24 protein-coding genes and 1 tRNA gene are annotated in these 23,354 nt (G+C 71.3%); 10 read left to right on the top strand and 15 right to left on the bottom strand.

Annotated elements, in window-relative coordinates:
• Positions 1-55 precede the first annotated feature (55 nt).
• A complete protein-coding gene (locus ACIBI5_RS36040) occupies positions 56-463 on the bottom strand; it encodes a VOC family protein (RefSeq protein WP_397253378.1) in 408 nt (135 codons plus the stop codon).
• 66 nt (positions 464-529) lie between these two features.
• Between ACIBI5_RS36040 and ACIBI5_RS36035 the strand changes: the two genes are divergently transcribed.
• On the top strand, positions 530-1,138 hold the full coding sequence (locus ACIBI5_RS36035) for a TetR/AcrR family transcriptional regulator (RefSeq protein ID WP_397253376.1): 609 nt from the start codon (positions 530-532) through the stop codon (positions 1,136-1,138).
• Here ACIBI5_RS36035 and ACIBI5_RS36030 read toward each other — a convergent pair.
• The gene (locus ACIBI5_RS36030; RefSeq protein ID WP_397253374.1) at positions 1,135-1,635 is read right to left on the bottom strand and encodes a hypothetical protein; all 501 of its coding nucleotides are present in this window, start codon (positions 1,633-1,635) and stop codon (positions 1,135-1,137) included. The genes ACIBI5_RS36035 and ACIBI5_RS36030 overlap by 4 nt on opposite strands.
• Positions 1,635-2,237: a DUF6286 domain-containing protein gene (locus ACIBI5_RS36025; RefSeq protein ID WP_397253372.1), complete on the bottom strand. Its 603-nt coding sequence runs from the start codon at positions 2,235-2,237 to the stop codon at positions 1,635-1,637. Before ACIBI5_RS36025 ends, ACIBI5_RS36030 begins: the two co-directional genes overlap by 1 nt.
• Positions 2,238-2,358: 121 nt before the next feature.
• Between ACIBI5_RS36025 and ACIBI5_RS36020 the strand changes: the two genes are divergently transcribed.
• Positions 2,359-3,552, top strand: a complete 1,194-nt coding sequence (locus tag ACIBI5_RS36020) for an amino acid deaminase/aldolase (protein WP_397253370.1) — start codon at positions 2,359-2,361, stop codon at positions 3,550-3,552.
• Here ACIBI5_RS36020 and ACIBI5_RS36015 read toward each other — a convergent pair.
• Both ACIBI5_RS36015 and ACIBI5_RS36010 read right to left on the bottom strand, forming a co-directional pair.
• The gene (locus ACIBI5_RS36015; protein WP_397253368.1) at positions 3,549-4,769 is read right to left on the bottom strand and encodes a GNAT family N-acetyltransferase; all 1,221 of its coding nucleotides are present in this window, start codon (positions 4,767-4,769) and stop codon (positions 3,549-3,551) included. The two genes, ACIBI5_RS36020 and ACIBI5_RS36015, sit on opposite strands and share 4 nt — an antisense overlap.
• Positions 4,770-4,819: 50 nt before the next feature.
• Positions 4,820-5,047, bottom strand: a complete 228-nt coding sequence (locus ACIBI5_RS36010) for a hypothetical protein (RefSeq protein ID WP_397253366.1) — start codon at positions 5,045-5,047, stop codon at positions 4,820-4,822.
• Between the two features lie 95 nt (positions 5,048-5,142).
• Here ACIBI5_RS36010 and ACIBI5_RS36005 point away from each other — a divergent pair, with 95 nt between their 5' ends.
• Positions 5,143-6,315 (top strand): erythromycin esterase family protein, encoded by a 1,173-nt coding sequence (locus tag ACIBI5_RS36005; RefSeq protein WP_397253364.1) that lies wholly within the window; start codon positions 5,143-5,145, stop codon positions 6,313-6,315.
• On the opposite strand, the gene ACIBI5_RS36000 is transcribed toward ACIBI5_RS36005, so the two are convergent.
• Positions 6,275-7,510, bottom strand: a complete 1,236-nt coding sequence (locus ACIBI5_RS36000; RefSeq protein ID WP_397253362.1) for an MFS transporter — start codon at positions 7,508-7,510, stop codon at positions 6,275-6,277. The two genes, ACIBI5_RS36005 and ACIBI5_RS36000, sit on opposite strands and share 41 nt — an antisense overlap.
• A gap of 183 nt (positions 7,511-7,693) precedes the next feature.
• Here ACIBI5_RS36000 and ACIBI5_RS35995 point away from each other — a divergent pair, with 183 nt between their 5' ends.
• A complete protein-coding gene (locus ACIBI5_RS35995; RefSeq protein ID WP_397253360.1) occupies positions 7,694-8,653 on the top strand; it encodes a GlxA family transcriptional regulator in 960 nt (319 codons plus the stop codon).
• Positions 8,654-9,034: 381 nt separating this feature from the next.
• Here the strand turns inward: ACIBI5_RS35995 and ACIBI5_RS35990 are convergent, their stop codons facing one another.
• Together ACIBI5_RS35990 and ACIBI5_RS35985 are read right to left on the bottom strand one after the other, a co-directional pair.
• The gene (locus tag ACIBI5_RS35990; protein ID WP_397253358.1) at positions 9,035-9,811 is read right to left on the bottom strand and encodes a MerR family transcriptional regulator; all 777 of its coding nucleotides are present in this window, start codon (positions 9,809-9,811) and stop codon (positions 9,035-9,037) included.
• Between the two features lie 608 nt (positions 9,812-10,419).
• A complete protein-coding gene (locus ACIBI5_RS35985) occupies positions 10,420-10,746 on the bottom strand; it encodes a DUF3618 domain-containing protein (RefSeq protein WP_184965813.1) in 327 nt (108 codons plus the stop codon).
• 79 nt (positions 10,747-10,825) lie between these two features.
• Between ACIBI5_RS35985 and bcp the strand changes: the two genes are divergently transcribed.
• The 6 genes from bcp to ACIBI5_RS35955 all read left to right on the top strand — a co-directional run bounded on the left by bcp (position 10,826) and on the right by ACIBI5_RS35955 (position 16,874).
• Positions 10,826-11,299, top strand: a complete 474-nt coding sequence (gene bcp / locus ACIBI5_RS35980; protein WP_397095071.1) for a thioredoxin-dependent thiol peroxidase — start codon at positions 10,826-10,828, stop codon at positions 11,297-11,299.
• 75 nt (positions 11,300-11,374) lie between these two features.
• Positions 11,375-11,458, top strand: a tRNA-Leu gene (locus tag ACIBI5_RS35975).
• A gap of 244 nt (positions 11,459-11,702) precedes the next feature.
• The gene (locus ACIBI5_RS35970) at positions 11,703-12,881 is read left to right on the top strand and encodes a sensor histidine kinase (protein WP_397253356.1); all 1,179 of its coding nucleotides are present in this window, start codon (positions 11,703-11,705) and stop codon (positions 12,879-12,881) included.
• Positions 12,882-12,884: 3 nt separating this feature from the next.
• Positions 12,885-13,535, top strand: coding sequence for a response regulator (locus ACIBI5_RS35965; RefSeq protein WP_397253354.1), 651 nt, complete (start codon positions 12,885-12,887; stop codon positions 13,533-13,535).
• Positions 13,536-13,644: 109 nt separating this feature from the next.
• Positions 13,645-14,397 carry an ABC transporter ATP-binding protein gene (locus ACIBI5_RS35960; RefSeq protein WP_379609182.1) on the top strand — a complete coding sequence of 251 codons (753 nt, stop codon included), beginning with the start codon at positions 13,645-13,647 and terminating at the stop codon, positions 14,395-14,397.
• A 5-nt stretch (positions 14,398-14,402) separates the two neighbouring features.
• Entirely contained in the window at positions 14,403-16,874 is a 2,472-nt protein-coding gene (locus tag ACIBI5_RS35955; protein WP_397253351.1) for an ABC transporter permease, read from the top strand.
• 1 nt (position 16,875) lies between these two features.
• On the opposite strand, the gene ACIBI5_RS35950 is transcribed toward ACIBI5_RS35955, so the two are convergent.
• Genes ACIBI5_RS35950 through rph form a run of 7 tightly spaced genes read right to left on the bottom strand, consistent with a single transcriptional unit; the run spans position 16,876 to position 23,322 of the window.
• On the bottom strand, positions 16,876-17,145 hold the full coding sequence (locus ACIBI5_RS35950; protein WP_397253349.1) for a hypothetical protein: 270 nt from the start codon (positions 17,143-17,145) through the stop codon (positions 16,876-16,878).
• Positions 17,142-17,906, bottom strand: coding sequence for a toxin glutamine deamidase domain-containing protein (locus ACIBI5_RS35945; RefSeq protein ID WP_397253347.1), 765 nt, complete (start codon positions 17,904-17,906; stop codon positions 17,142-17,144). The genes ACIBI5_RS35950 and ACIBI5_RS35945 overlap by 4 nt, the downstream gene beginning before the upstream one ends.
• Before the next feature lie 33 nt (positions 17,907-17,939).
• Positions 17,940-19,358, bottom strand: a complete 1,419-nt coding sequence (locus ACIBI5_RS35940) for an arylsulfatase (RefSeq protein WP_397253345.1) — start codon at positions 19,356-19,358, stop codon at positions 17,940-17,942.
• Positions 19,345-20,322 carry a LacI family DNA-binding transcriptional regulator gene (locus ACIBI5_RS35935; RefSeq protein ID WP_397253343.1) on the bottom strand — a complete coding sequence of 326 codons (978 nt, stop codon included), beginning with the start codon at positions 20,320-20,322 and terminating at the stop codon, positions 19,345-19,347. The genes ACIBI5_RS35940 and ACIBI5_RS35935 overlap by 14 nt, the downstream gene beginning before the upstream one ends.
• Before the next feature lie 53 nt (positions 20,323-20,375).
• Positions 20,376-21,974: a molybdopterin-dependent oxidoreductase gene (locus tag ACIBI5_RS35930; protein ID WP_397253341.1), complete on the bottom strand. Its 1,599-nt coding sequence runs from the start codon at positions 21,972-21,974 to the stop codon at positions 20,376-20,378.
• A gap of 35 nt (positions 21,975-22,009) precedes the next feature.
• Positions 22,010-22,606, bottom strand: coding sequence for an RdgB/HAM1 family non-canonical purine NTP pyrophosphatase (gene rdgB, locus ACIBI5_RS35925; protein ID WP_397253339.1), 597 nt, complete (start codon positions 22,604-22,606; stop codon positions 22,010-22,012).
• Positions 22,603-23,322 (bottom strand): ribonuclease PH, encoded by a 720-nt coding sequence (gene rph / locus ACIBI5_RS35920; protein ID WP_379609173.1) that lies wholly within the window; start codon positions 23,320-23,322, stop codon positions 22,603-22,605. Before rph ends, rdgB begins: the two co-directional genes overlap by 4 nt.
• Between the last annotated feature and the right edge of the window lie 32 nt (positions 23,323-23,354).

Here is a 23,354-nt window from a genome sequence, read left to right as displayed (position 1 = left end):
ATGACGTACCCCTCACGACCGGCCCTCACGCTGACCCCCCGGCCAGACTTGCCAGTCACCCGGCGGTGTAGCCATCGGCGAACTCCTCCGACGGCGCGACGTTGGTGATCACGTCGACCAGGACGCCGTTGGGGTCGGCGACGATGAAGTGGCGCTGGCCGAAGTCCTCGGTCCTGATCTCCAGCTCGGGCTTCAGCCCTTCCGTGAGCACGAGGCGCTCCCACTCGGCGTCCACGTCGTCCACCTCGACGTTGAGCAGAACGCCCTGGGCGGGCTTACGGTACGCGGCGGGCACCGTGGGGTGGTCGTAGTTCAGCAGGGCCAGCTCATGGGCGCCCCGGCGCAGGCTGACGTACCAATCGGCCTCAAAAGTGATCTCGAACCCGAACAGTCGCACATAGAAGTCACGCGACTCGGCCAGCCGGGAGCTGCCGATGACCGGGTAGAAGCTGCTGACGTTCATGAGAAATTCCTTTCGCATACCATCGGTATGCGACGTAAACTAGCTCGCATACCGTCGGTATGTCAAATGGAGGTCGATGTGAGCACCCGGGCCGAGCAACGTGAGCAAACGCGCGCCACGCTGCTGCGCGAGAGCAGGAGGCTGTTCGCCGGCCAGGGGTACGCCGCGGTCGGGCTGGCCGAGATCGTCGCCGCCGCCGGGGTGACCAAGGGCGCCCTCTACCACCACTTCGCCGGCAAGGCCGAGCTGTTCCGCGCCGTGCTCGACCAGGTGCAGCAGGAGGTGGCCGCGCGGGTCGTCGCGGCGGCCGACGCCGAGAAGGAGCCGTGGGATCAACTGGTGGCGGGCTGCCGGGCGTTCCTGACGGCCAGCACCGATCCCCTGCTGCAGCGCATCATGCTGGTGGACGGCCCCGCCGTACTCGGATGGGCGCAGTGGCGGAAGCTCGACACGGACAACTCCGCGCGCCACCTGGGCGAGGCGCTCACCGGGCTGGTCGAGCTGGGCGTCATCGCGCGCCAGCCGGTCGAGCCGCTGACCCACCTGCTGTCCGGCGCGATGAACGAGGCGGCGCTCTGGCTGGCCGCGGCGGGCGGGCCGCGCGACCTGGCCGACACCCAGGCCGCGCTGGCCCGGCTGCTGGACTCTCTGCGCGCCCAAGCGGTGGACGCTTAGCGCCGTACGTGCAGGCGGACCACGGCGCCGCGGTCGTCCTCGCAGACCTCGCGGCGGATGCGGCCGACGATCTCGCGGTCCAGTTTGTTGACGATCGTGCCGACGTCGGCCGACGCGGGGCAGGCCAGGTGGACGTTGAGCCGCTCGGCGTCGCCCACGACGCGTACGGCCGCGCCGGTCAGGCCCTCGACGTCCTTCAGGCCCACGCACAACATCGCGGTGCCCGTCCCGCTGCGCGCGCCCCTGCGGCCCCAGCCCAGGCTGAGCAGGAACCAGCGCAGCGAGAGCAGGGCGAGCACGAGCAGGGTCAGCGCCAGCAGCCAGAGCATCCACGGCTGCGCGGCGACGGACTCGGCGGCGGCGTCGGGCAGGACCTTCGCGCGCGGGGCCAGGCCCGGCAACAGGTTCTGGCCGCGCAGGTAGGCGTAGGCGCCGGCGGCGAGCAGGATCGTGCCGACGACGGCCAGGCCGATCCGGTTGCCGGAGTACTGGCGCATCACAGCCCCCTGGTGCGCAGCCGAACCACGACCTCGCCCGCGCAGATCGCGCCGAGGCCGGCCAGCCGATCGCCCACCGCGGTGCCGACCTGCCTGAGCATCGCGCCCGAGCTCTCCGATCCCGTGGTCACGGTAACCTCGATCGCGCGTTTGCGCAGCCGGACGCGGGCGCGGGCCACGCCGTCGACGTCCTGGGCGACCGCGCGCAGCGTGCGGCGCAGCCCGGAACGGGTGATGCCGACGACGATCAGCGGGTCGGCGGTCTCGACCGGAACCAGCCGCGAACGTCCGGGAACGATCGCGAGCGCCAGCAACCCCGCACCGCCGATCACCGGCACGAGCGCGGCGAAGGAGATCTCCCACCACGTGGTACGGCCGGCCACCGCGAGCACCCGGTCCAGCGGAATCCATCCCAGCGGCGTCCCCATCAGCGCCGCGACCAGCTCCGCCGCGGTCAGGCCGAGCCCGGCCGTGAGCGCCAGCGCGAGCGTCACGCCGACGGGTGCGCGGGCGGGCTTGAGCGCCCGGGTGAACCTTTTGCGCGGAGTCTCCGGCTGGGCGAGGGAAGCTGCGCCCGGCAGCCGCTGCTGGAGCGTGGTCATCACATCGACCATGGGTACACGGCTCATAGCCGCCCGTCGCCCTCCCCGCCGCCGGTTTGCCGGATCATTACGGGACTTCCGAAGAATGCGAATCATGCTCATGTCCGGTTACGCTGCAGCCATGGACGACCGTCAGCGCTACGACCGCGCCACCGCCGCGCTCGAACCACCGTTCGCGATCCTCGATCTGGCCGCCCTGCGCGCCAACGCCGCGGATCTGGTACGGCGGGCCGCCGGCAAGCCCATCAGGGTGGCCAGCAAGTCGGTGCGATCGCGACCGGTGCTCGAACGCATCCTGGCGATGGACGGCTTCCAGGGCATCATGGCCTTCACCCTGCCGGAGGCGTTGTGGCTGGTGAGCCAGGGTTTCACGGACGTCCTCGTGGCCTATCCGACCGCCGACAGGCAGGCGCTGGCCCGCCTGGCGGCAGACGCGGCGGCCGCCCGCGAGATCGTGCTGACCGTGGACTCCGTCGGCCACCTGGACCTCGTCGAGGACGCGGTGGCCGGGGTGCGGTCCCGGCACGAGATCCGGCTGTGCATCGACATCGACGCCGCGTTCGTCGCCCTGAACGGGAAGTTCCGGGCCGGAGCGCTGCGCTCCACGGTCCGCGAGCCCGAGCAGGCCGCCGAACTCGCCGCCGCCATCGCCAAACGCCCCGGCCTCAGGCTGAGCGGCCTCATGGCCTACGAGGCCCAGATCGCCGGAGTGGGCGACGACCCGCCGGGGAGCGCCGCCTACACCCGTCTGGTCCGCCTCATGCAGAGCCGTTCGGCCCGCGAGCTGATCATCAGGCGGGGCCGTATCGTCAACGCGGTCCGCCGGCTCGCCGACCTCGACTTCGTCAACGGCGGCGGCACCGGCAGCGTCGAACGCACCGTCCGCGAGAAGGCCGTCACCGAGGTGGCGGCCGGGTCCGGGTTCTTCCATCCCCGGCTGTTCGACTTCTACCGCGGCGTCACCGGCCGCCCCGCCGCCCTGTTCGCCCTGCCGGTGGTGCGCCGACCGGCCCCCGACATCGTGACCGTGCTGGGCGGCGGCTACCCCGCCTCGGGAGCGGCGGGGCCCAGTCGCCTGCCCCAGCCCTACCTGCCCGCGGGGCTGCGGTACGCGGCCGACGAGGGCGCGGGCGAGGTCCAGACCCCGTTGCTCGGCCAAGCCGCCCAGGACCTGAGGGTCGGCGACCGCGTCTGGTTCCGCCACGCCAAGGCGGGCGAGCTGTGCGAACGTTTCGACGCCCTGCACCTGATCGACGGCGACGAGCTCGTCGGCCAGGTCCCCACCTACCGCGGCGAGGGCCGCACCTTCCTCTAGTACGGCACGTAGAACGTGAGCAGGTCCGCCGTGAGCGGCGGGAACAGGGCCCGGAACAGCTCTCTCCGCCTCGTGTAGACGTCGGGCCTGACGCGGGTCAGCCCCTCCATCCCCTGCGCCCCGAACACCAGGGCGGGCAGGTAGTCCGGCGCCACCGCCGCGCCCATCGGGCCGGGCCCCTGCTTCTGGCCACCGGCCGTGACCTCGCCGAGGCCGTCGGCGGTGACCGGAATCCGGTAGTGAGCCCCGAAAGTCGTGATCACCAGGTCGGGCTCCGCGTAGTCCACCCCGGACTCGGTGAGGCGCTGCCAGAGCAGCGGCCGCAGCCGGTCGAGCAGCGCCGCGGCGTCCGGGATCCGGACGTAGTACCGCTCCGGCTCCTCGCGTGGCTCGTCCTTCACGAACTCCTGCCAGGCGGCGGCGGTGACCGTACCGGCTCGATGGACGACCCGCAGCTCGCCGTCCGGCCTGAGCGCGGCGACGCCGCGCAGCAGGTCACGCGCGGCCGCCTCGTCGGACGCGGCGGGCTCGGCGAGCAGGGTCTCGCCGTCCGGCGGCGGGACCCGGACCGAGGCGACGACCGCGCCGTCCCGTTCCAGCACCCAGGTGCTGCTGCCGTCATGAGCCAGGAGCCAGCGCGCGCACGCCGCGGAGTGCGGCATGGTCACGTCGAACCGGCTCTGCGCCGCATCCTGCAGCGCCCGCAGGGCGGGGAGGTCGGACGGCTCGGCCCGGCGGAGCGCGGGCGCGCCGTCCCCCGGCGGCAGGCGGCGCACGCTCAGCGCCGGCGGAATGTCGATGGCGTACTCGTAGCCGAACAGCCGGTAGAAGTACGGGATCCCGATCATCGTCTGGACGACGTGCCCGCGCGCGGCGGAACGTTCGTGCGCCCACTTCATGAGGGCCCGCACCAGCCCGCGCCCCTCGTACGCGCGGTCGGTGGCGACCAGCTCGACCTGTCCGGCCGGCAGCCGCACGCCGCCGATGCGAACGTTCTCATCGAGCAGCGTGGCGGTCGAGACGACCCGGTCCCCGTCGACGACCACGGCACAGGCTTCCCACCCGGCCTCCGGATCCTCCACGACCAGCCGGTGGTCCACGGCGTCGACCGGTTCGCCGCGCTCGGAGAGCAGGGCGCCGATCTGGTCGAGGTCCGCGGGCCGCGCCTGGCGTAGTTCCAGGCCACCGGGCAGCGGGACGGGGTTGTTCGTGCTCACGGCCGCGACTATGACACCGCCCGATGCCGTGCGTCCATCGAGTTTCCGCGCTACTGCGACCGAGCGCACACCGGGCACGCGGCCTGCACCAGAGCGCGGCGTTCCTCGTCCACCGCGACCACTTCACCACTTCCCAGGCAGCACCGGCACAGGCGGAGCAACGCGGTCTCCGGGTCGTCCCACCCCGGGCTGTTGCAGCGGTGACAGGCCAGCGGGATGCCGCCGACCCACTGCACCCGCTTCCCCCGGCACTGGGGACACGTGGGCTCACTGTTCATCCCGCCCTCCCTCTCCGATTGAAGGTCTCATGGGGTGAACGCCGCTGCTTCCGCGGCAAAGTTTCAACCGAATGTTCAACGATACCGTTGAAGTCATGGACATCAAGGACATAGCCCGTCCCCTCGACGGCGCGGCCATCTCCACCTTCCTCCAGTCTCTGCCCACCCGGCCTCTGCTCCTCGGCCTGGGTGAGGCCACCCATCGCGTGGACGCGCTGCCGGAAACGCGCAACGAGATCTTCCGGCACCTGGTCGAACATGAGGGTTACCGATCGATCGCGCTCGAAATCGACTGTCTCATGGGCCTGATCGTGGACGACTACGTAACGAAGGGAATCGGCACCCTCGACGAGGCCATGGAGCGGGGCTTCAGCCACGGCTTCGGCGCCTTCCCCGGCAACCGCGAACTCGTGCGATGGATGCGGGCGTACAACGAGGAGCATGAGGAAAAGATCCGGTTCTTCGGCTTCGACGGTCCGCTGGAGTATTGGGCGGCGAGCCCGCGGCAGGCGCTCACCGCACTCTACGACCTCCTCCACGACCCGCTCCCCTACACCTGGGAAACGCTCGACACGCTGCTCGGCCAGGACGATCCGTGGTCGAACGAGGACTCGGCCATGGATCCGTCCCAGTCGATCGGCCGGTCCGACGAGGCGCGGCAACTGCGGCTGATCGCCGACGACCTGGTGGCGCTGCTCGACACGCAGGCGCCGGGGCTGGGCGTGGCCGAGAGGGAGCTGGCGGGACTGTACGGGCGTACCGCCGTCGGCCTGCTGCGTTACCACTACTGGATGGCCGACTCCTCCCCCGCGAGGTGGAGCCGGCTGTCGAGCCTGCGGGACGCGATGATGGCCGCCAACCTGCGCGCGATCACCGAACTCGGCCCGGCCCTGGTCTTCGGCCACAACCTCCACCTGCAGCGCAACAAGGCCGCCATGAGCTTCGGCGACCAGACGCTGGAGTGGTTCGGCGCGGGGGCGATCGCCGAGACGCACCTGGGCGACCGCTACACCTTCCTGGCCACGGCCCTCGGCACCATCGGCACCGAGGTCCCGCCCCCGGACACCGTGGAGGGCATCCTGTCCGCGCTCCCCTGGGACCGCGCCCTCGTCGACGCCCGCCCTCTGGCCGAATCCCTCACCCGGCCGAGCTCGCGCACTTCGCACGACTTCGCCTATTTCCCGCTGGACCCGGCCCATCTCGGGCTGATCGACGGCATCGTCTTCCTCAGCCAGGTAGCCCACCGCGCTGATCCGGAGAAACCGTGACCGGCCCCGCCGCACCCTGACCGGCCGGGATCGGCTCGCCCGCGACCGGCCGGCGGCCCAGGTCCCGTACCGGCCGGATCAGCAGCAGCGCGGCCACCACGCCGACGGTCACCATCGCCGAGCCCAGCAGGACGGTACGCGGCTCGACCAGCAACGCGACCGGTCCCGCCAGCGCCTGGCCGACCGCCATGCCCGCGACCGACCCGGCCACCTGGTAGGCCGAGACGCGGTTGAGAACGTCGGGCGCCACCTGCGTCTGCACGCTCGTCGTCCACATCACCGACCAGAACGCCAGTGCGACCCCCCCGAGCACATGCCCGGCCATCATCACCGGCAGCGGCGGCCCGAGGGCGACCGTCAACGGCACCGCCACATACCCCGACAACGCCACCGCCCCCGCCGCCAGCGGCCGGCCCGGCCGGAGCCGGATCGCGACCAGCCCACCGGCCACCGTGCCCAGGCCGAGAGCCGCCATCACCCAGCCGTAGTCGGCCCCGATGACCTGCGACGACAGCGGCACGGACGGCCCGATCACCAGAACCCCCCAGAACACCCAGACCAGGATGACCGACCACATCCAGCTTCTGGCCTTGAACTCATGCCACCCTCGGCGCAGATCGCTCAGCACGTCCGAGGGCTCCGGCTTGGGTACGGCCACGCGCACCAGCAGCAGGAGAACCGCGCTGACCAGGAACGTTCCCGCGTCCAGCGCATAGACGAAGACCGGACCGGCCGCCAGCACCAGGATCCCGGCCAGCGCCGGTCCGGCCAGGTGGGTGATCGCTTCGGCGATCTTCAGGGTGGCGTTGGCCCGCTGCGGATCCCGGGAGACGAGCGGCACCATCCCGTTCACCGAAGGCTCGAACATCCCGGCCCCGATGCCGGACAAGAACGCCATCGCCAGCAACAGGGCGTACGGCGGAGCGCCGTCAAGGAAGGCGAACGCCACCGCGCCCTGGCTGAAAACACGCAACACGTCCGCGCCGATCATCACGGTCCTGGCGCCGAAACGGTCGGCCAGGACGCCGCCGAAGAGCATGACAAGGACGGCGGAGGCGGTCCAGACGGCCAGCACGGAGCCGACTCCCGCGATGCCGTACACCTGACCGATCGCGAGGGCGGCGGCGACGGGCATCATGGCGTCACCGAGCAGTGAGATCGTCCGGGCACCGAAGTAGAGGGTGAAACTCTTCATCCACATAAGCAACAAGTCTGGATATTTCCAGATCAGACCACCGGTGTCGCAGATGACATCATTAGGTACATTTGCGTCATGCTCTCAGCGCCACCCGCGCCCTCGCTCCCAGAGCCGCGTGTGCTCTCACTCCCGGAGCCGCCCCTGACGGCGCCGACGACGCGGCCTCCCATCACGCTTCCCGTGTGCCCTCCGCCGCCTCCCCCGCCCAACCCGCACCGCGTCGTCGCGCTGGTCGGCGAGAACCAGGAGCTCTACCCGGTCACCTCGGCGTCGGCGGTCTTCGGCTACCAGGGGCAGGAGATCCCCCAGCACTACAGCTTCCGCCTCTGCGCCGAACGCCCCGGCCCGCTCACCACCACCCTCGGCAGCCCCATCCACGTCGAACACGGCCTCGACGCCCTCGATACCGCCGACACCGTCATTATCGCCAGCTGGACGGTCTCGCCGACGCCCGCCGTCCTGGACGCCGTCGCCGGAGTCCACGCCAGAGGCGGCCGGATCGTCGCCGTCTGCGCCGGTATCTACGTCCCCGCCGCCCTCGGCCTACTCGACGGCCGCCGCGCCTCGGTCCACTGGGAACTCAGCGCCGACCTGGCCGCGCGCCACCCCCGCATCGTCCCCGACGACACCGTCATCTACGTGGACCACGGCGACGTCGCCACCGCCGGAGCCTCGGCCGCCACCCTCGACCTCTGCCTCCACCAGGTACTCCAGGAACACGGCGCCTCCCACGCCATGCGCGTCGGCCGCCAGCTCGCCGCCGGACCGCGCCGCGAAGGCTGCCAGCGCCAGTACCCACCGCTCCCGACGACCGGCCCCATGCCCGACTCCCTGGCAGGCCTGCTGGAATGGCTGCTCGCCAACCTGTCCGACCCCATCACCGTCGAGGACATGGCCGCCTTCTCCGGCGTCTCCCCCCGCACCCTGACCCGCCAGTTCGCCGACCAGCTCGGCGTCCCACCGGCCCGCTGGCTGCTGGAACGCCGCCTCGCCACCACCCGCGCGCTGCTGGAAGACACCGACCTCCCGGTCGAGACCATCGCCACCCGCGTCGGCCTCTCCTCGGCGGTCAACCTGCGCCGCCGCTTCCACACCGCCCTCAACACCACCCCGGCCGCCTACCGCCGCTCGTTCCGCTGACATCGGGCAGGTACGGCTGGCGCGGCCCGTACCTCACCGGCGGCACACGCAGCCTGCACCTGGCACGCGCGGCCGTATCCACCAGCAGCACGCGGGCCGTATCCCATCAGCAGCGCACGCAGCCTCTCCTTGGCACGCGCGGCCGTACCCCGTCAACGGCACGCGCAGCCTGTACCTCATCGGCGGCAGGCGCGACAGCGCCGCCGGAACCACCTGGCCCCGCGCATCGCCCGACGGCTGATTCCGCCCTGAGACCCCGCCGCCCCGCCGCCCCGCTGGTCCGCGGGGGCGTCCACCAGGTGAGCGGTCTTCCGGCCCGTGCTCTTCGTCGGCTTGAGTACCGGTGAGAGGCAGAGGCCCCGATGCCGGGCCCGGTGGCGTCTACTGGCGCGGGAGCTGGATGCCGGCCGCGCGCAGGTTCGCTTCGACCAGCGCGTTGAGCCGGGCGAGAGCCGGCTCCTGGTCCTCCCGGTGGTGGTTGACCAGGCCGTACCGGGAGGCGGCGTCACGCTGGTTGTGAAATCCGTCCGGCATCACCAGCAGCGCACGGTCGGCCAGCAGCTTGTCGGCCAGCGCGGACGCCAGTTCCTCGATCCGCGGGTCGTCGGGCTCCCAAGACCTGGCATCCAGGCCACGCTTGGTCAGCTCGACGAACTCGGGATCGTCGAGCCGTTGCTCCAGCTGCCGCAGAAAGCCGGCGAAGACGTCCGGCACCAGCGCGCGAGCCAGCACCAGAGCCTCCCGTTGCGTAGCCACATACTCAGAATCAAACCCAAGCTCAACAAGCCGCTCCAAAACCGCGCAGGCCCGATCAGGCAGCAGGACCCGATCACCATGAGCGAGACGGTGCAGCGTGTCACGGCGCGCGATGAGATCCTCGATACGCTCGGTGAGCCGCCGATGCACGTCGTCCAGGGCGGTGGCGAAACGCTCGGAGTCAGCGTCAAGCAGGTCACCGATCTCAGCCAGCGGCACACCGGCCTCGGCCAGCGTCCGAACCTGAACCAGCCGCAACAGATCCGCCGACCGATATCGCCGATACCCAGAGCTGTCACGTTCCGGCTCGGTAACCAGGCCAAGCCGGTGATAGTGCCGCACGGTCTTGATCGTGACCCCGACGAACGCCGCCGCCTGACCGATCGTCAGCCCATCCACCATCGCCTCAGCACACCTCCCGACCACGAACGGCCACAGTCCCCCGAACCGCGACCCTCTCGCAGGACCGAACTATGGACACCGGTGATCGTCGAGGCCGGGTCGCGCGCCATCACAGGGGCGAGAATAGCCCCGTCCGTTGAAACTGAACCGGCAGATGCTCCAGACCTCCGCCCCGCCGCGGGACACGTTCAAGGTCAATACCGCGGCCAGTACGGGGAAGCCAAGTTCCTTGCCCGGATCACCGAACAACGCCGACGCCGTTTCTGGCTCTTCTAGCCAACCCCAGCCGGCTCGCATCACGACTCTGCGACCCTTCACGCCAGCCCCGGACACAAACTCCGACGACGCCGGCTCAGTTGTCACACACCAGGGCCTACGGTGTTGAGGAAGCGATGCCGCCCAGCACCCGGCTGTTCTGGCGTGGATCCTGTTGCCGCCGGGCCTCCGGACGCACCGGGTGCCGAGGCCACTTCCTCAGGGATCGCCCACCCCGGCGCAACAGCAGGACGTCAGCCATGTGGGGAGCGCGAGGGTTCTCCCTCGCCCGGGGTGTGGGGCAGAGCCCCACTGTCACAGCGCGAAGCGCCCCCCGCGAAGGCCCGAGCCTGTCAGCGGCGCCGCCGGCGCCACAGCATGATGGCCGCCCCCACCACCAGTACCGCCCCCACCCCGATCAACACCGGCGCCAAGCTCGGCGGCTCGTCGTCCCAAAGGTGGTCGGGGTCGTCCTCGATGCGGACCGGCCGGGCCGTGAAGCCGAGGGCGTCGCCGACGGACGTGGCGATGTGCCCGGCCCTGCTCCGAACGTCGGCCACCGTGCGTTCGGCCACGCGCTTGGGGCTTACCCGGTCGGCGATGGCGTCGACCGTACGCGCGAGCTCCGTGCGCGTTTGCGCGATCCGCCGCTCCATCTCGTCCGGGTCGGTGTCAGCCATGGCTCTCCTCTCGCAGGCGATCAGTCTGTCAGGTCAGGTCACCGTACGGCACGCCGGGCAGGCCGGTAGGTTCTGGGTCATGACCGAAACCAAGCTGGCAGCTGGTGACGCCGCGCCGGAGTTCGCCCTTCCCGCCGCCGACGGCAGCACCGTCTCGCTCGACTCGCTGCGCGGCAAGCGGGTGATCCTCTATTTCTACCCTGCCGCGATGACTCCGGGCTGCACGAAGCAGGCCTGCGATTTCCGCGACAATCTGGGGCAGCTGACCGCGGAGGGCTTCGTGGTCCTCGGCGTGTCCAAGGACAAGACCGACAAGCTGGTCAAGTTCACGGAGCGGGACGCGCTGACGTTCCCGCTGTTGTCGGACCCTGAGCTCGCGGTGCACAAGGCCTACGGCGCGTACGGCACCAAGAAGCTGTACGGCAAGGAGGTCGTGGGCGTGATCCGCTCGACCTTCGTGATCGACGCCGACGGCAAGATCGAACAGGCCCTCTACAACGTGAAGGCCACCGGCCATGTGGCGAGCCTGAAGAAGAAGCTGGGCCTGGACTGAGGGCCGCGGAAAACCCGTGCTTCCGGCCACCTCGGGGCAGTTAGAATACGGGAGTTCCGCTGCTGCGGCAGGGACGCGGGCGTGGCGAAATCGGCATACGCGGCAGGTTTAGGTCCTGTTGGTGGAGACACTGTGGGGGTTCGAGTCCCCCCGCCCGCACACCCACCACGGACAAAAGATCGGGCCGGGTGGCGCTTCCTCTTCGCCACCCGGCCCGACGTCGTGATCATGATCGACCATCACGATCTCCCTTTACCCGCCTCTGAAAGGCGCTCCCGAGAAGAATCTTGCCGGAAGGCCGGTAAGGCGGGTGTTAAGAGCCGTTCATGTCAGACCTGGGTCGTACGGCGTGTTCCACCTCCAGGCGGACAGAGGTGCTGCGGGTGGTACGTATCGTGAGGATGTGTTCGGCAGGTTCCGCGCGTGGTCGCAGCACCACGACAAGCTGGTCGACGCCCTGTGGGTGTCGCCTCTCATTGGCCTGTGCCTGTTGACGGCGGTGCCGTACAGCAATCTCAGACCTGAGGACCCGGGCGCCTACATCTCGATGGGCGGCTATGTGGGGCTGTCGGCGATTCTGCTGCTGCCGCTGCTCTGGCGCAGCTCGCGGCCGGTTCCGGCGTTCGCGGTGATCGCGTCGATCAGCTTCGTGCAGTGGCTGCTGAAGCTCGATCCGATCCCGGCCAACATCGCGGTGCTGGTGGCGTTGTTCTCGGTCGCCTACCGGGCGCGTTTCCTGTGGGCGGCTCTGGCCGGGCTGGTGGCCGAGCTGGGGATCTTCCTGGCGCTGGTGCACTGGGACAGTCCGTCGCTGGGGATGTTCACCACCGGGACGATCTTCGTGGCGACGATCTGGCTCACCGGCATCTACGCCAACACCCGGCGGCGCTACCTCGTCAGCCTGGAGGAACGGGCCGAGCGGGCCGAACGGGAGCGTGACCAGCAGGCCAGGATCGCGGCGGCGGCCGAGCGTACGCGGATCGCGCGGGAACTGCACGACGTCGTGGCGCACAACGTGAGCGTCATGGTGGTTCAGGCGGACGGCGCCGGGTTCGCGATCGACGCCGATCCTGAGCAGGCGCGGCTGGCCGTACAGAACATCTCCAAGACCGGGCGTGAGGCGCTCGCGGAGATGCGCAGGCTGGTGGGGGTGCTGCGGCAGGACGACACGCCCGGCACCGACTACCTGCCCCAGCCGGGTCTCGACCAGCTTGAGGAACTGGTCAGGGGCGCGGGCGTACCGGCTGAGCTGCAGGTTTCCGGCGCGCCCGGCGAGCTGCCCGAGGGGCAGCAACTCGCCGTCTACCGGATCATCCAGGAGGCGCTCACGAACGCGCTCAAGCACGGCGGCCCGGCCGCCAGGGCGCTGGTCGAGCTGAGGTACGGCAGAGCCGAACTCGTGGTCAAGGTCACCGACGACGGCAGGGGCGCGGCGGCGCCGGCGAGCGCGGGCGGCCACGGCCTGGTCGGCATGCGCGAACGCGTCACCATGTACGGCGGCGCCGTCACGGCCGCTCCCAAGCCCGGTGGCGGCTTCGAGGTCCTCGCCCGGCTCCCGATCCAGACGCAGAGGGCGGCCTGAAGCATGATCAGGGTGATGCTGGTGGACGACCAGCAGTTGCTGCGCACGGGCTTCAAGATGGTGCTGTCGGCCCAGCCCGACATCGAGGTCGTGGCAGAGGCGGCGAACGGCGCGCAGGCGCTGGAGGTCTTGGAGCACACCGAGGTGGACGTGGTGCTCATGGACGTACGCATGCCGACCATGGACGGCGTCGAGGCGACGGCGAGGATCAACGGCCCCAAGGTGCTGATGCTGACCACGTTCGACCTGGACGAGTACGCGTTCGCGGCGCTGAAGGCGGGCGCGGCGGGGTTCCTGCTGAAGGACGTGCCTCCGGCGGACCTGGTGACGGCGATCCGGCAGGTGCACGCGGGCGACGCGGCGATGGCACCGAGCACGTTGCGGCGCGTCCTGGACAGGTTCGCCGCGCATCTGCCGTCGGGCGAGGCGGCGGCGGTGAAGGAGCTGACGCCGCGTGAGCACGAGGTGCTGCTGATGGTGGGGCGCGGCCTGTCGAACCTGGAGATCGCCGCCCGCCTGGACGTGGCCGAGGCCACGGTGAAGACGCATCTCGGCCGCATCCTGGCGAAACTGGGGCTGCGCGACCGCGCGCAGGTGGTGGTGTACGCCTACGAGGCCGGCCTGATCGTGCCCTCCCATCGGCCGAAAGGCTGACCGCGGTCATCTCAGGGGGCACACGAAGTCCCTCCTCAAGGGTCATGGATCTCGAAATTTCCGCCCATAGCGTGGGTCGAGTTCGAAGAACCACGACCCAGGAGTGAACGTGACCCTCACGGAGACACGGCGCCAGGCCCCGCCGGCGGTGGTGGCCAGAGCCCTGACCAAGGTGTACGGCCAGGGCGACGCCCAGGTGCACGCCCTGAGCGGCGTCGACGTGTCGTTCGCGACCGGCGCGTTCACCGCGATCATGGGCCCGTCCGGCTCGGGCAAGTCCACGCTGATGCACTGCCTGGCCGGCCTGGACAGCGCGACCAGCGGCACCGTGCACATCGGCGACGTGGAGCTGACCGGCCTCAGTGACAAGCAGCTGACGTTGCTGCGCCGCGAGCGCATCGGCTTCATCTTCCAGGCGTTCAACCTGCTCCCGACGCTGACCGCCGAGCAGAACATCCGGCTGCCGCTGGAGATCGCCGGCCGGCTGGCGGACCAGCAGCTGTTCGACCGCGTGATCGCGACCGTCGGGCTGAAGGACCGGCTGTCGCACAAGCCGAGCGAGCTGTCCGGCGGCCAGCAGCAGCGCGTGGCGGTGGCCCGCGCCCTCATCAGCAAGCCTCAGGTGATCTTCGCCGACGAGCCGACGGGCAACCTCGACTCGCGCAGCGGCGCCGAGGTGCTGTCGTTCCTGCGGACGAGTGTGCGCGAGCTGGGCCAGACGATCGTCATGGTCACCCACGACCCGGTGGCCGCCTCCTATGCCGACCGCGTGGTGTTCCTGCGCGACGGCGCCCTGATCTCGGAGCTGGCGCAGCCGTCCCCGCAGACGGTGCTGGACACCCTCATGAAGCTGGAAGGGTGAGCGGGGTGATCAAGACGGCTCTCGCCGGCCTGCGCGCGCACAAGCTGAGACTGCTCCTGACCTCGCTGGCGATCACGCTCGGCGTGGGCTTCATCGCGGGCACGTTCGTCCTCACCGACACCGTCGACGCGGGCTTCTCGCAGAAGGTCACCGCGGAGGCCGACAAGGTCGCGGTCGCGGTGCAGTCCAAGGACCCGGAGAAGCCGCTGCCCACCGCGCTGCTGGGCAAGATCAGGGAGGCCCCCGGTGTCCGGGACGCGCAGGGCCTCATCCGCGGCCCCGCCCCGCTGCTCGGCAAGGACGGCAAGGCCATCGGCGACCTGCCGACCACCGCCGTCTCGATCCCGACCGGCGAACTGGCCCGCGCCACGATCGTCAGCGGCACCGGCCCCGGCAACGACGACCACGCGGCCGTCGTGGACAAGAACACCGCCAAGGCGCAGGGCATCAAGCCCGGCGACACCGTCACCGTGCTCGACCATCGCCAGGCCCGCCACGACTTCAAGGTCGTCGGCATTCTGGACCCCGGCCTGGACCAGGAGCTCGGCTTCACCGGCGCGGTCGGGTTCACCACGGCCACGGCGGAGCGGCTGACCGGCGCGAAGGGCTTCACGGAGATCGACGTGGCCGGCGCCGACCCCGCGGCGCTGAAGAAGGCGGTCGCCGCGGTGGCCGGCGGCGCCGTGGTCATGACCGGTCAGGAACTGGCCGACCAGATGGCGAAGGCGGCGGGCGTGTCGACCGACATGATCACCGTCGGCCTGCTGCTGTTCGGCCTGATCGCCATGCTGGTGGCGGCGCTGGTCATCTACAACACCTTCAACATCCTCATCGCCCAGCGCACCCGCGAGATGGCACTGCTGCGCTGCATCGGCGCCACCCGGCAGCAGGTGTTCGGCTCGGTGCTGTTCGAGTCGGCGATCGTCGGCGTGGTCTCCTCGGCGCTCGGCCTGCTGGCCGGCTACGGACTGGGGGCGCTGGCGATGACGCTGCTGGCCGCCTTCGACGCGCCGCTGCCGACCGGCGCGGGCGTGTCGCTGGCGCCGAAGACGATCGCGATCGGCCTGGCGGTCGGCATCGTGGTCACGGTGGGCGCGGCGCTGCTGCCGGCCCGAGGGGCGACCAAGGTGGCCCCGATCGCGGCGCTGGGCTCGCAGGTGGAGGAGCAGACGTTCCGCGCCGGTGTGCTGCGCATGGTCTTCGCCGGGCTGTTCCTGCTGGCGGGAGCGGGTACGACCGCGGCCGGGGTGATGATGAGGCCCGGCGAGATGGTCTCGCTGTTCGTCGTCATGGGCGGCGGCGCGCTGACCTTCCTGGCGGTGCTGATCCTGGGACCGGTCCTGGTCAAGCCGCTCAGCGCGCTGGTCGGCTGGGTGCCGGGCAAGTTGTTCGGGGTGCCGGGTAGGCTCGCCGTGGACAACTCGGGCCGCAACCCCAAGCGCGCCGCCACCACCACGGTCGCGCTGACGATCGGGGTGACCCTGATGACGCTCATCTCGGTGATCACCGCGTCCACGCGGGTGACGATGGACGCCAAGCTCGACAACCAGTTCCCCGTCGACTACATGATCATGACGCAGTCGCGCGAGCCCACCGTCCCCCGGGAGGTCGCCGAGAAGCTGCGCGCCCTGCCCGAGCTGAGCGCGGTGGTCTCGATCCGTGAGGGCACGGCCAAGGTCGGCGGCAAGAAGTTCGACGTCGGGACCTGGTCGGGCCCGCTCAAGCCGGTCGTCAAGAGCGGCACCCTGGACGGCTTCGGGCCGGGCCAGGTGGCCCTGACCGACTATCTGGCCACGGACCTCGGGGTAAAGACCGGCGGTACGATCACGGTGAAGGGTGAGCGGCTCAAGGTGGTGGCCCTCCTCGACGGCGAGGAGACGCCGCTGCCGAGCGTCACGCTGCCGGAGACGTCCTTCGACAAGCAGTTCACCGGCGCGCTCGACTCCCGCGTGATGGTCAACATCAAGGACGGCGTCGCGCCCGAGCAGGCCCGCAGGCTCGTCGATGCGGCCACCGCCGCGTACCCGACGGTCCAGGTGCAGAGCTCCACCGACGTGCGCGGGCAGTTCGACGACGCGCTCGACATGGTGTTGATGATCATCACGGCGCTGCTGGGGCTGGCCATCCTCATCTCGCTGCTCGGCATCGCCAACACGCTCTCGCTGTCGGTGCACGAGCGCACCCGCGAGTCGGCCCTGCTGCGGGCGCTCGGCCTGACCCGGCCGCAGCTGCGCCGGATGCTTTCGGTCGAGGCGCTGGTGCTCGGGCTCATCGGGGCGCTGGTCGGGGTGGTGCTCGGCGCCGTCTTCGGCTGGGCCGCGGTCAAGGCCATGATCGACGGCGCGGTCTACCAGCTGCCGATCGGGCAGGTGCTGCTGTTCGTGGCGCTGTCGGGGGTGGCGGGCGTGCTCGCCGCGGTCCTGCCCGCGCGCCGCGCCGCCCGCGCCTCGATCGTCGGTTCGCTCGCCGCCGGCTAACTCATCGGGGGGTACGGCCCGGCCACTGCTCGGCGACCGTTTCCGGGTCGAGCAGCGGCCGGATCGCCACCTCTCCGCTGGCCCCGTCGATGACGATGCAGCCGCCGCCGACGCTCTCGGGCAGCTGGACGGGGTCGGCGGGTTCGAGCTCCCTGACCCAGGCCACGTACCCCTCGCGGAAGGCGTGGAGCCCGACCGAGACCGCCTCGTCGGCCGGGCGGACGCCGTTGAAGTACTCCTCCGCGACCGCGCGGGCCTGGTCGAGGTTCACCGCGGCAGCCCCTGCCGGTCGACGACCACGCAGAACACGCCCGTCACCGTCGTGTACGGCGGCTCGACCGCCATGTGCCCGCGCTGCGCGTCCACCCAGATCACCTCTCCCGACATGTTGACGGCGTTCCACGCGTGGGCGCCGCCGCCCGGCCAGCGCACCACCAGCACCGCCGCCGCCCCGTGCCCGGCCTCCACCAGCCGCCGCGCGATCACCGGGTAGGCGTGCCGTCCCTGTCCCGCGCACTCGAACCGCTGGCCGACCCAGCGCTCCATCCTGGCGATGCCGCCGTCCTCTCCGGTGAGCAAAGGACGGCCGACCCTGTCGTACTCGGGAAGCCGGGGCGCGGCCGCCGCGGGCTCGCCGTGCCAGGTGGACAGCACCGCCAGCGCGCAGTCCACCGCGTTGCCGGCGCGGAACGGGTCGTCGGCCGGCCCCTCGCCGTTGATCAGCCGGATCCAGGTGCCGCGCGGGTCGGGGAACCGGCTGCCGGACGGGACCGCCCGGATCAGGTCCTGCTCGACCTGCGGGTCGGGATGCGCCAGCCCGCCCGCCACCCCGTACGGCCGGCACTCGGCCAGCCGGGGCGGCCGGTCGGGCAGGTCGAACCAGTCCTCCCCGGTGAAGTCGTCAACGCCGCCGGGCAGGGCCGAGTCGGCGGCCAGCTCGTAGTCGCGCCAGCGCACGCCGTCGGCGACCAGCGGGTTGTAGTGCCCGCCTGGAAGGCTCCACCGGTTGCCGGACTTTCGGTCGCGGAACACGACGCCCGATCGTAGAGGTCCGGTCGCTCTGAGTCAGGGAGTTGCCCGATTCTCTCGAACCCAGCTCGCCGGCAGCACCGCGCCGACCGGGCGCCCGGCGACCAGTTCACCGTCCCGGACGAAGCCCTCGGGACGGCCGCGCAGGCGTTCCACCAGCATGCCCCGCCACGGCCCGCCGACCGGCAGCTCGCGCAGCTCGTCCGGGTCCTCGGCCAGGTCGAACAGCTGCTCGCGCCCGTCACCGCTGCGCCAGAGGTACTTCCACCGCCCGTCGGTCAGCCAGTGCGCGCTCCCGGCCCGCGCGGAGATCACATGCTCCCCGTGCAGGACCGGGCGCGGCGGCCCGGACACCGCGTCGCGCCCCTCCACCCCGGCGGGGACGGGCAGCCCGGCGGCGGTCAGCAGGGTCGGCATGACGTCGCGCAGCTCCACCACCCGCGTGTCCACTCCGGGCGCGATGCCGGGCCCGCCCAGGATGAACGGGATACGCGCCGACCCCTCGTAGGGCAGCGACTTGCGGTAGAGGTGGTGGTCGCCCATCATCTCCCCGTGGTCGGAGGTGAACAGCACGATCGTGTTGTCGGCCCCTTCCTCGGCGAGCACTTCGAGGATGCGGTTCACCTGCTGGTCGATGTGCGACATGTGCCCGTAGTAGCCGGCTCTGGCCCGCTGGTGCCGCGCGAGCGGCAGCTCCAGGTACGGCGAGGCCGGGTCATACGGATTCCCGCTGTCGCCCCACATGTCCCTGGCCCACTCCCCCACCGGGACCGGCGGCATCTCGCGCCCCAGGTACTGCTCGAAGGCCCAGGCGGGCGGGTCATAAGGCGGATGCGGCCGGTGGAAGCCGGCGAAGAGGAAGAACGGCCGCGAACGATCCCGGGTCCGCAGGAAGTCCACGGTCCGCTGGGTGACCCAGTTCGTCGGGTGCTGCCACTCGGGCTTGTCCCAGGGCCTGGCCACGGTGCTGTTGCAGTCGACGCCGTGCTCGGCGTAGTCCGCGTCGGCCCGGCCGGTGGCCGCGCGCAGCCAGGGCACGTAGTCGTCGATGTCGGCCAGGTCGGCGGCGTGCCGGCGGGCGTGGTGCAGGTAGCCGTCGTGGAGTTCGACGCTTTCGAAGCCGAGGGTGCGGCGCTCGGGGTAGACGTGCATCTTGCCGATGGCGTGGGTGCGGTAGCCGTGCTCGGTGAAGGCGCCCGCCATGGTGGTCTCGTAGTCCCAGGGCACGCCGTCGGCGTACCCGACGCGGCCGTGGGTGGTGGCGCGCTGACCGGTCATGAGGGAGGCGCGGGCCGGGACGCAGGTGGGGTTGGCGGAGTAGGCCCTGGTGAAGCGGCGGGCGCCGGAGGCCCAGCGGTCGATGAAGGGCGTCTCGACGACGGGGTGGCCGTCGATCGACAGGCAGTCGCCCCGCCACTGGTCGGTGAAGATCACCAGGATGTCAGGCTGTGCCACGGTGGACGAGACTCCAGTTCTGGAACAGGACCCGGCCGGGGCCGGGGTCGCTCAGGCGGTCGAAGAGCAGGTCGGCGGCGGGGGTGAAGTCCATGCGGTCAGGCTCGACGAACGTCACCCGGGTGTCCGGTTCGTGCACGCCACCGACGGCGACGATCGCCACGTCGTCGGGCACGCGCAGGCCGAGGCTGCGCGCCGCCCAGCAGGCGGCGACCCCGGCGGAGTCGCTCAGCGCGAAGATCGCGGTGGGCCGGTCGGGCCGGTCGAGGAGCGCGAGCGCGGCGTCGTGCCCGCGTTCCCAGGAATTGTCCGTGTACGGCATGAGCCACTCCTCGGGCAGTTCCCCCAGCACATTCCGATAGGCCTCGAAGCGCACCGCCCGATAGTCGTCCTGCCCTTCGCCCGGCCAGCGGCGCAGGCAGGCGATGCGCCGGTGCCCGGCACCGGCCAGGTAGCGCACGGCCTCCTCACAGGCCTGCAGCTCGTTGCTGCGGACCACGTCGAAGCCGTCGGGTTCGATCCCGTTGCCGAACACCAGCAGCGCCAGGCCCATCCCGACGAGCGGCTCAAGCCTGGCCTGGTCGAAGCCACGCCGGTGCCACAGGTCGATCGCGGCCCCGTCGGCGACGTGCCGGCGCAGGTAGCCCTCCCAGTCGCCCTGGACGAACATCGCGGTCGCGTACCCGTGGCGTTCCGCCACCGCCGACAGGTCGCGGGCCAGGGCGGCGGCGAAGGGCGAGCCCGGCCGCCGCGGCACGACGTACACCTGCTCGGTCCGCCCCCGCCGCAGCCCGCGGGCGGCGAAGCTGGGCGAGTAGCCGAGTTCGGCCGCGGCGGCGAGCACGCGCTCGCGGGTCTCCGGCCTGGCGCGGCCGTCGTCGCGTTTGTTGAGCACGTAGGAGACGGTCGCCACCGAGACCCCGGCCAGGCGCGCGACGTCACGGACGGTCGGTTTGGGCGGCACACCCCATTGTTAAACGTTTAACGCCGAGCCGTCAACGGCCCGCCCTCACTCACTCAGCCCACCCGCACGGAGATCGTGTGCCACCCGCTCGCGCCGTCCGGCGCCACCGGCGCCTTCTGCTCGGTCTGCGTACGGCCCGCCGCGTCGGTGGCCCGCACCTGGATCGTGTGCTCACCCGGCGTGGCCTGCCAGTCGAGCGCCCACTGCCGCCAGGTGTCGGCGGTCGGCGCCTGCGCCAGCCGGGCCTGCTGCCACGCGCCGCCGTCCACCCGCACCTCGACGGCGTCCACGCCGGTGTGCTGCGCCCACGCCACCCCCGCGATGGTCGTACGGCCCGCCGCCACCTTGGCCCGGTCCCTCGGCAGGTCGATGCGTGACTGCGTCTTGATGGGCCCCTTGGCCGACCAGCCGCGCGGCGTCCAGTACGCCTCGTCCCGGTCGAAGCGGGTGACCTTGATGTCGACCACCCATTTGGTGGCCGAGACGTACCCGTACAGTCCGGGCACGACCTGCCGGACCGGGAAGCCGTGCGTGAGCGGGAGCGGCTCGCCGTTCATGCCGACGGCCAGCAGCGCGTTTCTGCCGTCCATGACCACGTCCACGGGAGTTCCGCAGGTCCAGCCGTCGTCGGAGGTGGACAGCAGCATGTCGGCGGCGCTCTGGACGCCCGCCTCGCGCAGGATCGCGGCCAGCGGCACGCCGAGCCAGCGGGCGTTGCCGGCCAGGTCGCCGCCGACCTCGTTGGAGACGCAGGTGAGCGTGACATCGGCCTCGGTGAGGGGGCGTTTGAGCAGGTCGGCGTAGGTCAGCTCGATGGGGCGGTCGACCATGCCGTGGATGCGCAGCCGCCACTCCGTGGGGTCGATCCTGGGCAGGATCAGCGCGGTGTCGACCCTATAGAAGTCCCGATTTTTCGTGACGAAGGGGGTGAGGCCGTTGAGCCGGAAGTCCACGCCCTGCGGGAGCGGCGCTGCGGGCGTGGCCGCCTTCGGCAGGACGAGGCCGCCGCGGGCGGCATCGATCGCCTCGGACCCGGACCAAGCCCGGCCCAGGATGGTGGAGGCGCCCGCGACCACCGCGCCACCGGCCGCCCCGACCAGCAGCCGCCGCCGGTCGAAAGCCATCTCCGGCCCATGAACAGTAGGCCACTCAGACGGCCCGCCACCTGCCGGTCCATCCCCCGCCGGTCCATCCCCGGCCGGACCATCGGCCGTCGTGTAGGCCCGCCGTACCAGAAGGCCGAGCGCCCAGATCCCCACCCCGAGCCCGGCGACGGTCGGCAGCACGTCGGCCGGACCGGCATCGGGACGGGTCAGCACCGCCCACACCCCGATGACGGCGAACGCGGCCAGCCCCGCCTGGCCGTACCCGATCCGCCGGGCCGCCAGCACGCCGAGACCGGCGGCGGCCGCCGCGAGCAGCACCAGCACCCCCGCGACCAGGACGGTCTTGTCGTTCTCGCCGAACGTCGCGATCGCCCAGTCCTTGACCGGAGCGGGCGACAGGTCCACGACCGCGTCACCCACGGCCACCACGGGAAAGGCCTCGGGCCGCACGACGGCCGCGACCAGCTGGGCCACGCCCAGCGCCACGGCCCCGGCCACGAACCCGGCCAGCGCTCCCGCCCACGCGGGAACCACATGTCTACGCACACCCCGACGCTACGCCGGCGGAGGGGTGGAGGATCTTACGCCCTGGTTACGAGGAGTTCGCGGACGATCGGGTCGAGGGCGCGGAACGCGCGGCCCCGGTGGCTGATGGCGTCCTTCTCCTCGGGCGAGAGCTCGGCCGCGGTACGGCTGCCGCCGTCCGGCAAGAAGATCGGGTCGTAGCCGAAGCCGTGGGACCCGCGGCGCTCGCGGATCAGCCGGCCGGGCAGCGTGCCCTCGACCGCCCGCGTCTCCCCAGTGGGCAGCGCGAGCGCGGCCGAGCAGGCGAAGTGCGCGGTCAGCAGCGGGTCGGGCACGTCGCCCACCTGGGCGAGCAGCAGGTCGATGTTGGCCTCGTCGTCGCCGTGACGGCCCGCCCAGCGGGCCGAGAAGACGCCGGGCATGCCGTTGAGCACGTCGACGCAGAGCCCGGAGTCGTCGGCGACCGCGGGCAGCCCCGAGCCCTGGGCGACCGCGACTGCCTTGAGCAGGGCGTTCTCCTCGAAGGTGACGCCGGTCTCCACGACGTCCTCGATCTCGGGGAACTCCTCAAGCCCGACGATGTCGAAGCCGGCGAGGATGCGCCGCAGCTCAGCGATCTTACCCTTGTTGCGGGTGGCAAGGATGATCTTCACGCGCGCAGTGCCTCCTGCTGGTGGAGCGTCAGCTCCTCGCAGCCGGTGACGGCCAGGTCGAGGAGCTGGTTGAGGGCGTCACGGTCGAAGGGCACGCCCTCGGCGGTGCCCTGCACCTCGACGAAGCTGCCCTCGCCGGTCATGACGACGTTCATGTCGGTTTCGGCGGCGACGTCCTCGGTGTAGCAGAGGTCGAGCATCGGCACCGTGCCCACGACGCCCACGGAGACCGCGGCGACCGAGCCGACCAGCGGGTCTCCCGGACACATCTTGCGCTTGCGCATCCACGCGACCGCGTCGGCCAGCGCGACGTACGCGCCGGTGATCGCGGCCGTGCGGGTGCCGCCGTCGGCCTGCAGCACGTCGCAGTCGATCAGCACCGAGTTCTCGCCCAGGGCCTTGTAGTCGACGCAGGCGCGCAGCGAGCGGCCGATCAGGCGGGAGATCTCATGGGTGCGCCCGCCGATCTTGCCGCGGACCGACTCGCGATCGTTGCGGGTGTTGGTCGCGCGGGGCAGCATGGCGTACTCGGCGGTGACCCAGCCCTGCCCGCTGCCGCGCCGCCAGCGCGGCACGCTGTCCTGGACGGAGGCGGCGCACAGGACCCTGGTGCCGCCGAACTCCACCAGCACGGAGCCCTCCGCGTGGGTGAGCCAATCACGGGTGATGGTGATCGGGCGGAGCTGGTCGGGAGTGCGGCCATCCTGTCGAGACATGCAGATCACCCTATCTCCGCGGGCGTATGCCC

The sequence above is a fragment of the Nonomuraea sp. NPDC050540 genome, from assembly GCF_044457485.1.
Taxonomy (GTDB): Bacteria; Actinomycetota; Actinomycetes; order Streptosporangiales; family Streptosporangiaceae; genus Nonomuraea.
The sequence above is the reverse complement of the archived record's forward strand: the minus strand, read 5'-3'. Positions and strand labels throughout refer to the sequence as shown.

Coding starts and splice junctions, on each gene's coding strand:
- ACIBI5_RS35965 (WP_397253354.1), top strand. CDS start 12,885: ATGATCAGGGTGATGCTGGTGGACGACCAGCAGTTGCTGCGCACGGGC.
- ACIBI5_RS35985 (WP_184965813.1), bottom strand. CDS start 10,746: ATGGCTGACACCGACCCGGACGAGATGGAGCGGCGGATCGCGCAAACG.
- ACIBI5_RS36035 (WP_397253376.1), top strand. CDS start 530: ATGGAGGTCGATGTGAGCACCCGGGCCGAGCAACGTGAGCAAACGCGC.
- ACIBI5_RS36020 (WP_397253370.1), top strand. CDS start 2,359: ATGGACGACCGTCAGCGCTACGACCGCGCCACCGCCGCGCTCGAACCA.
- ACIBI5_RS36000 (WP_397253362.1), bottom strand. CDS start 7,510: ATGAAGAGTTTCACCCTCTACTTCGGTGCCCGGACGATCTCACTGCTC.
- ACIBI5_RS36005 (WP_397253364.1), top strand. CDS start 5,143: ATGGACATCAAGGACATAGCCCGTCCCCTCGACGGCGCGGCCATCTCC.
- ACIBI5_RS36030 (WP_397253374.1), bottom strand. CDS start 1,635: ATGCGCCAGTACTCCGGCAACCGGATCGGCCTGGCCGTCGTCGGCACG.
- ACIBI5_RS36040 (WP_397253378.1), bottom strand. CDS start 463: ATGAACGTCAGCAGCTTCTACCCGGTCATCGGCAGCTCCCGGCTGGCC.
- rph (WP_379609173.1), bottom strand. CDS start 23,322: ATGTCTCGACAGGATGGCCGCACTCCCGACCAGCTCCGCCCGATCACC.
- ACIBI5_RS36010 (WP_397253366.1), bottom strand. CDS start 5,047: ATGAACAGTGAGCCCACGTGTCCCCAGTGCCGGGGGAAGCGGGTGCAG.
- ACIBI5_RS35990 (WP_397253358.1), bottom strand. CDS start 9,811: ATGGTGGATGGGCTGACGATCGGTCAGGCGGCGGCGTTCGTCGGGGTC.
- bcp (WP_397095071.1), top strand. CDS start 10,826: ATGACCGAAACCAAGCTGGCAGCTGGTGACGCCGCGCCGGAGTTCGCC.
- ACIBI5_RS36025 (WP_397253372.1), bottom strand. CDS start 2,237: ATGACCACGCTCCAGCAGCGGCTGCCGGGCGCAGCTTCCCTCGCCCAG.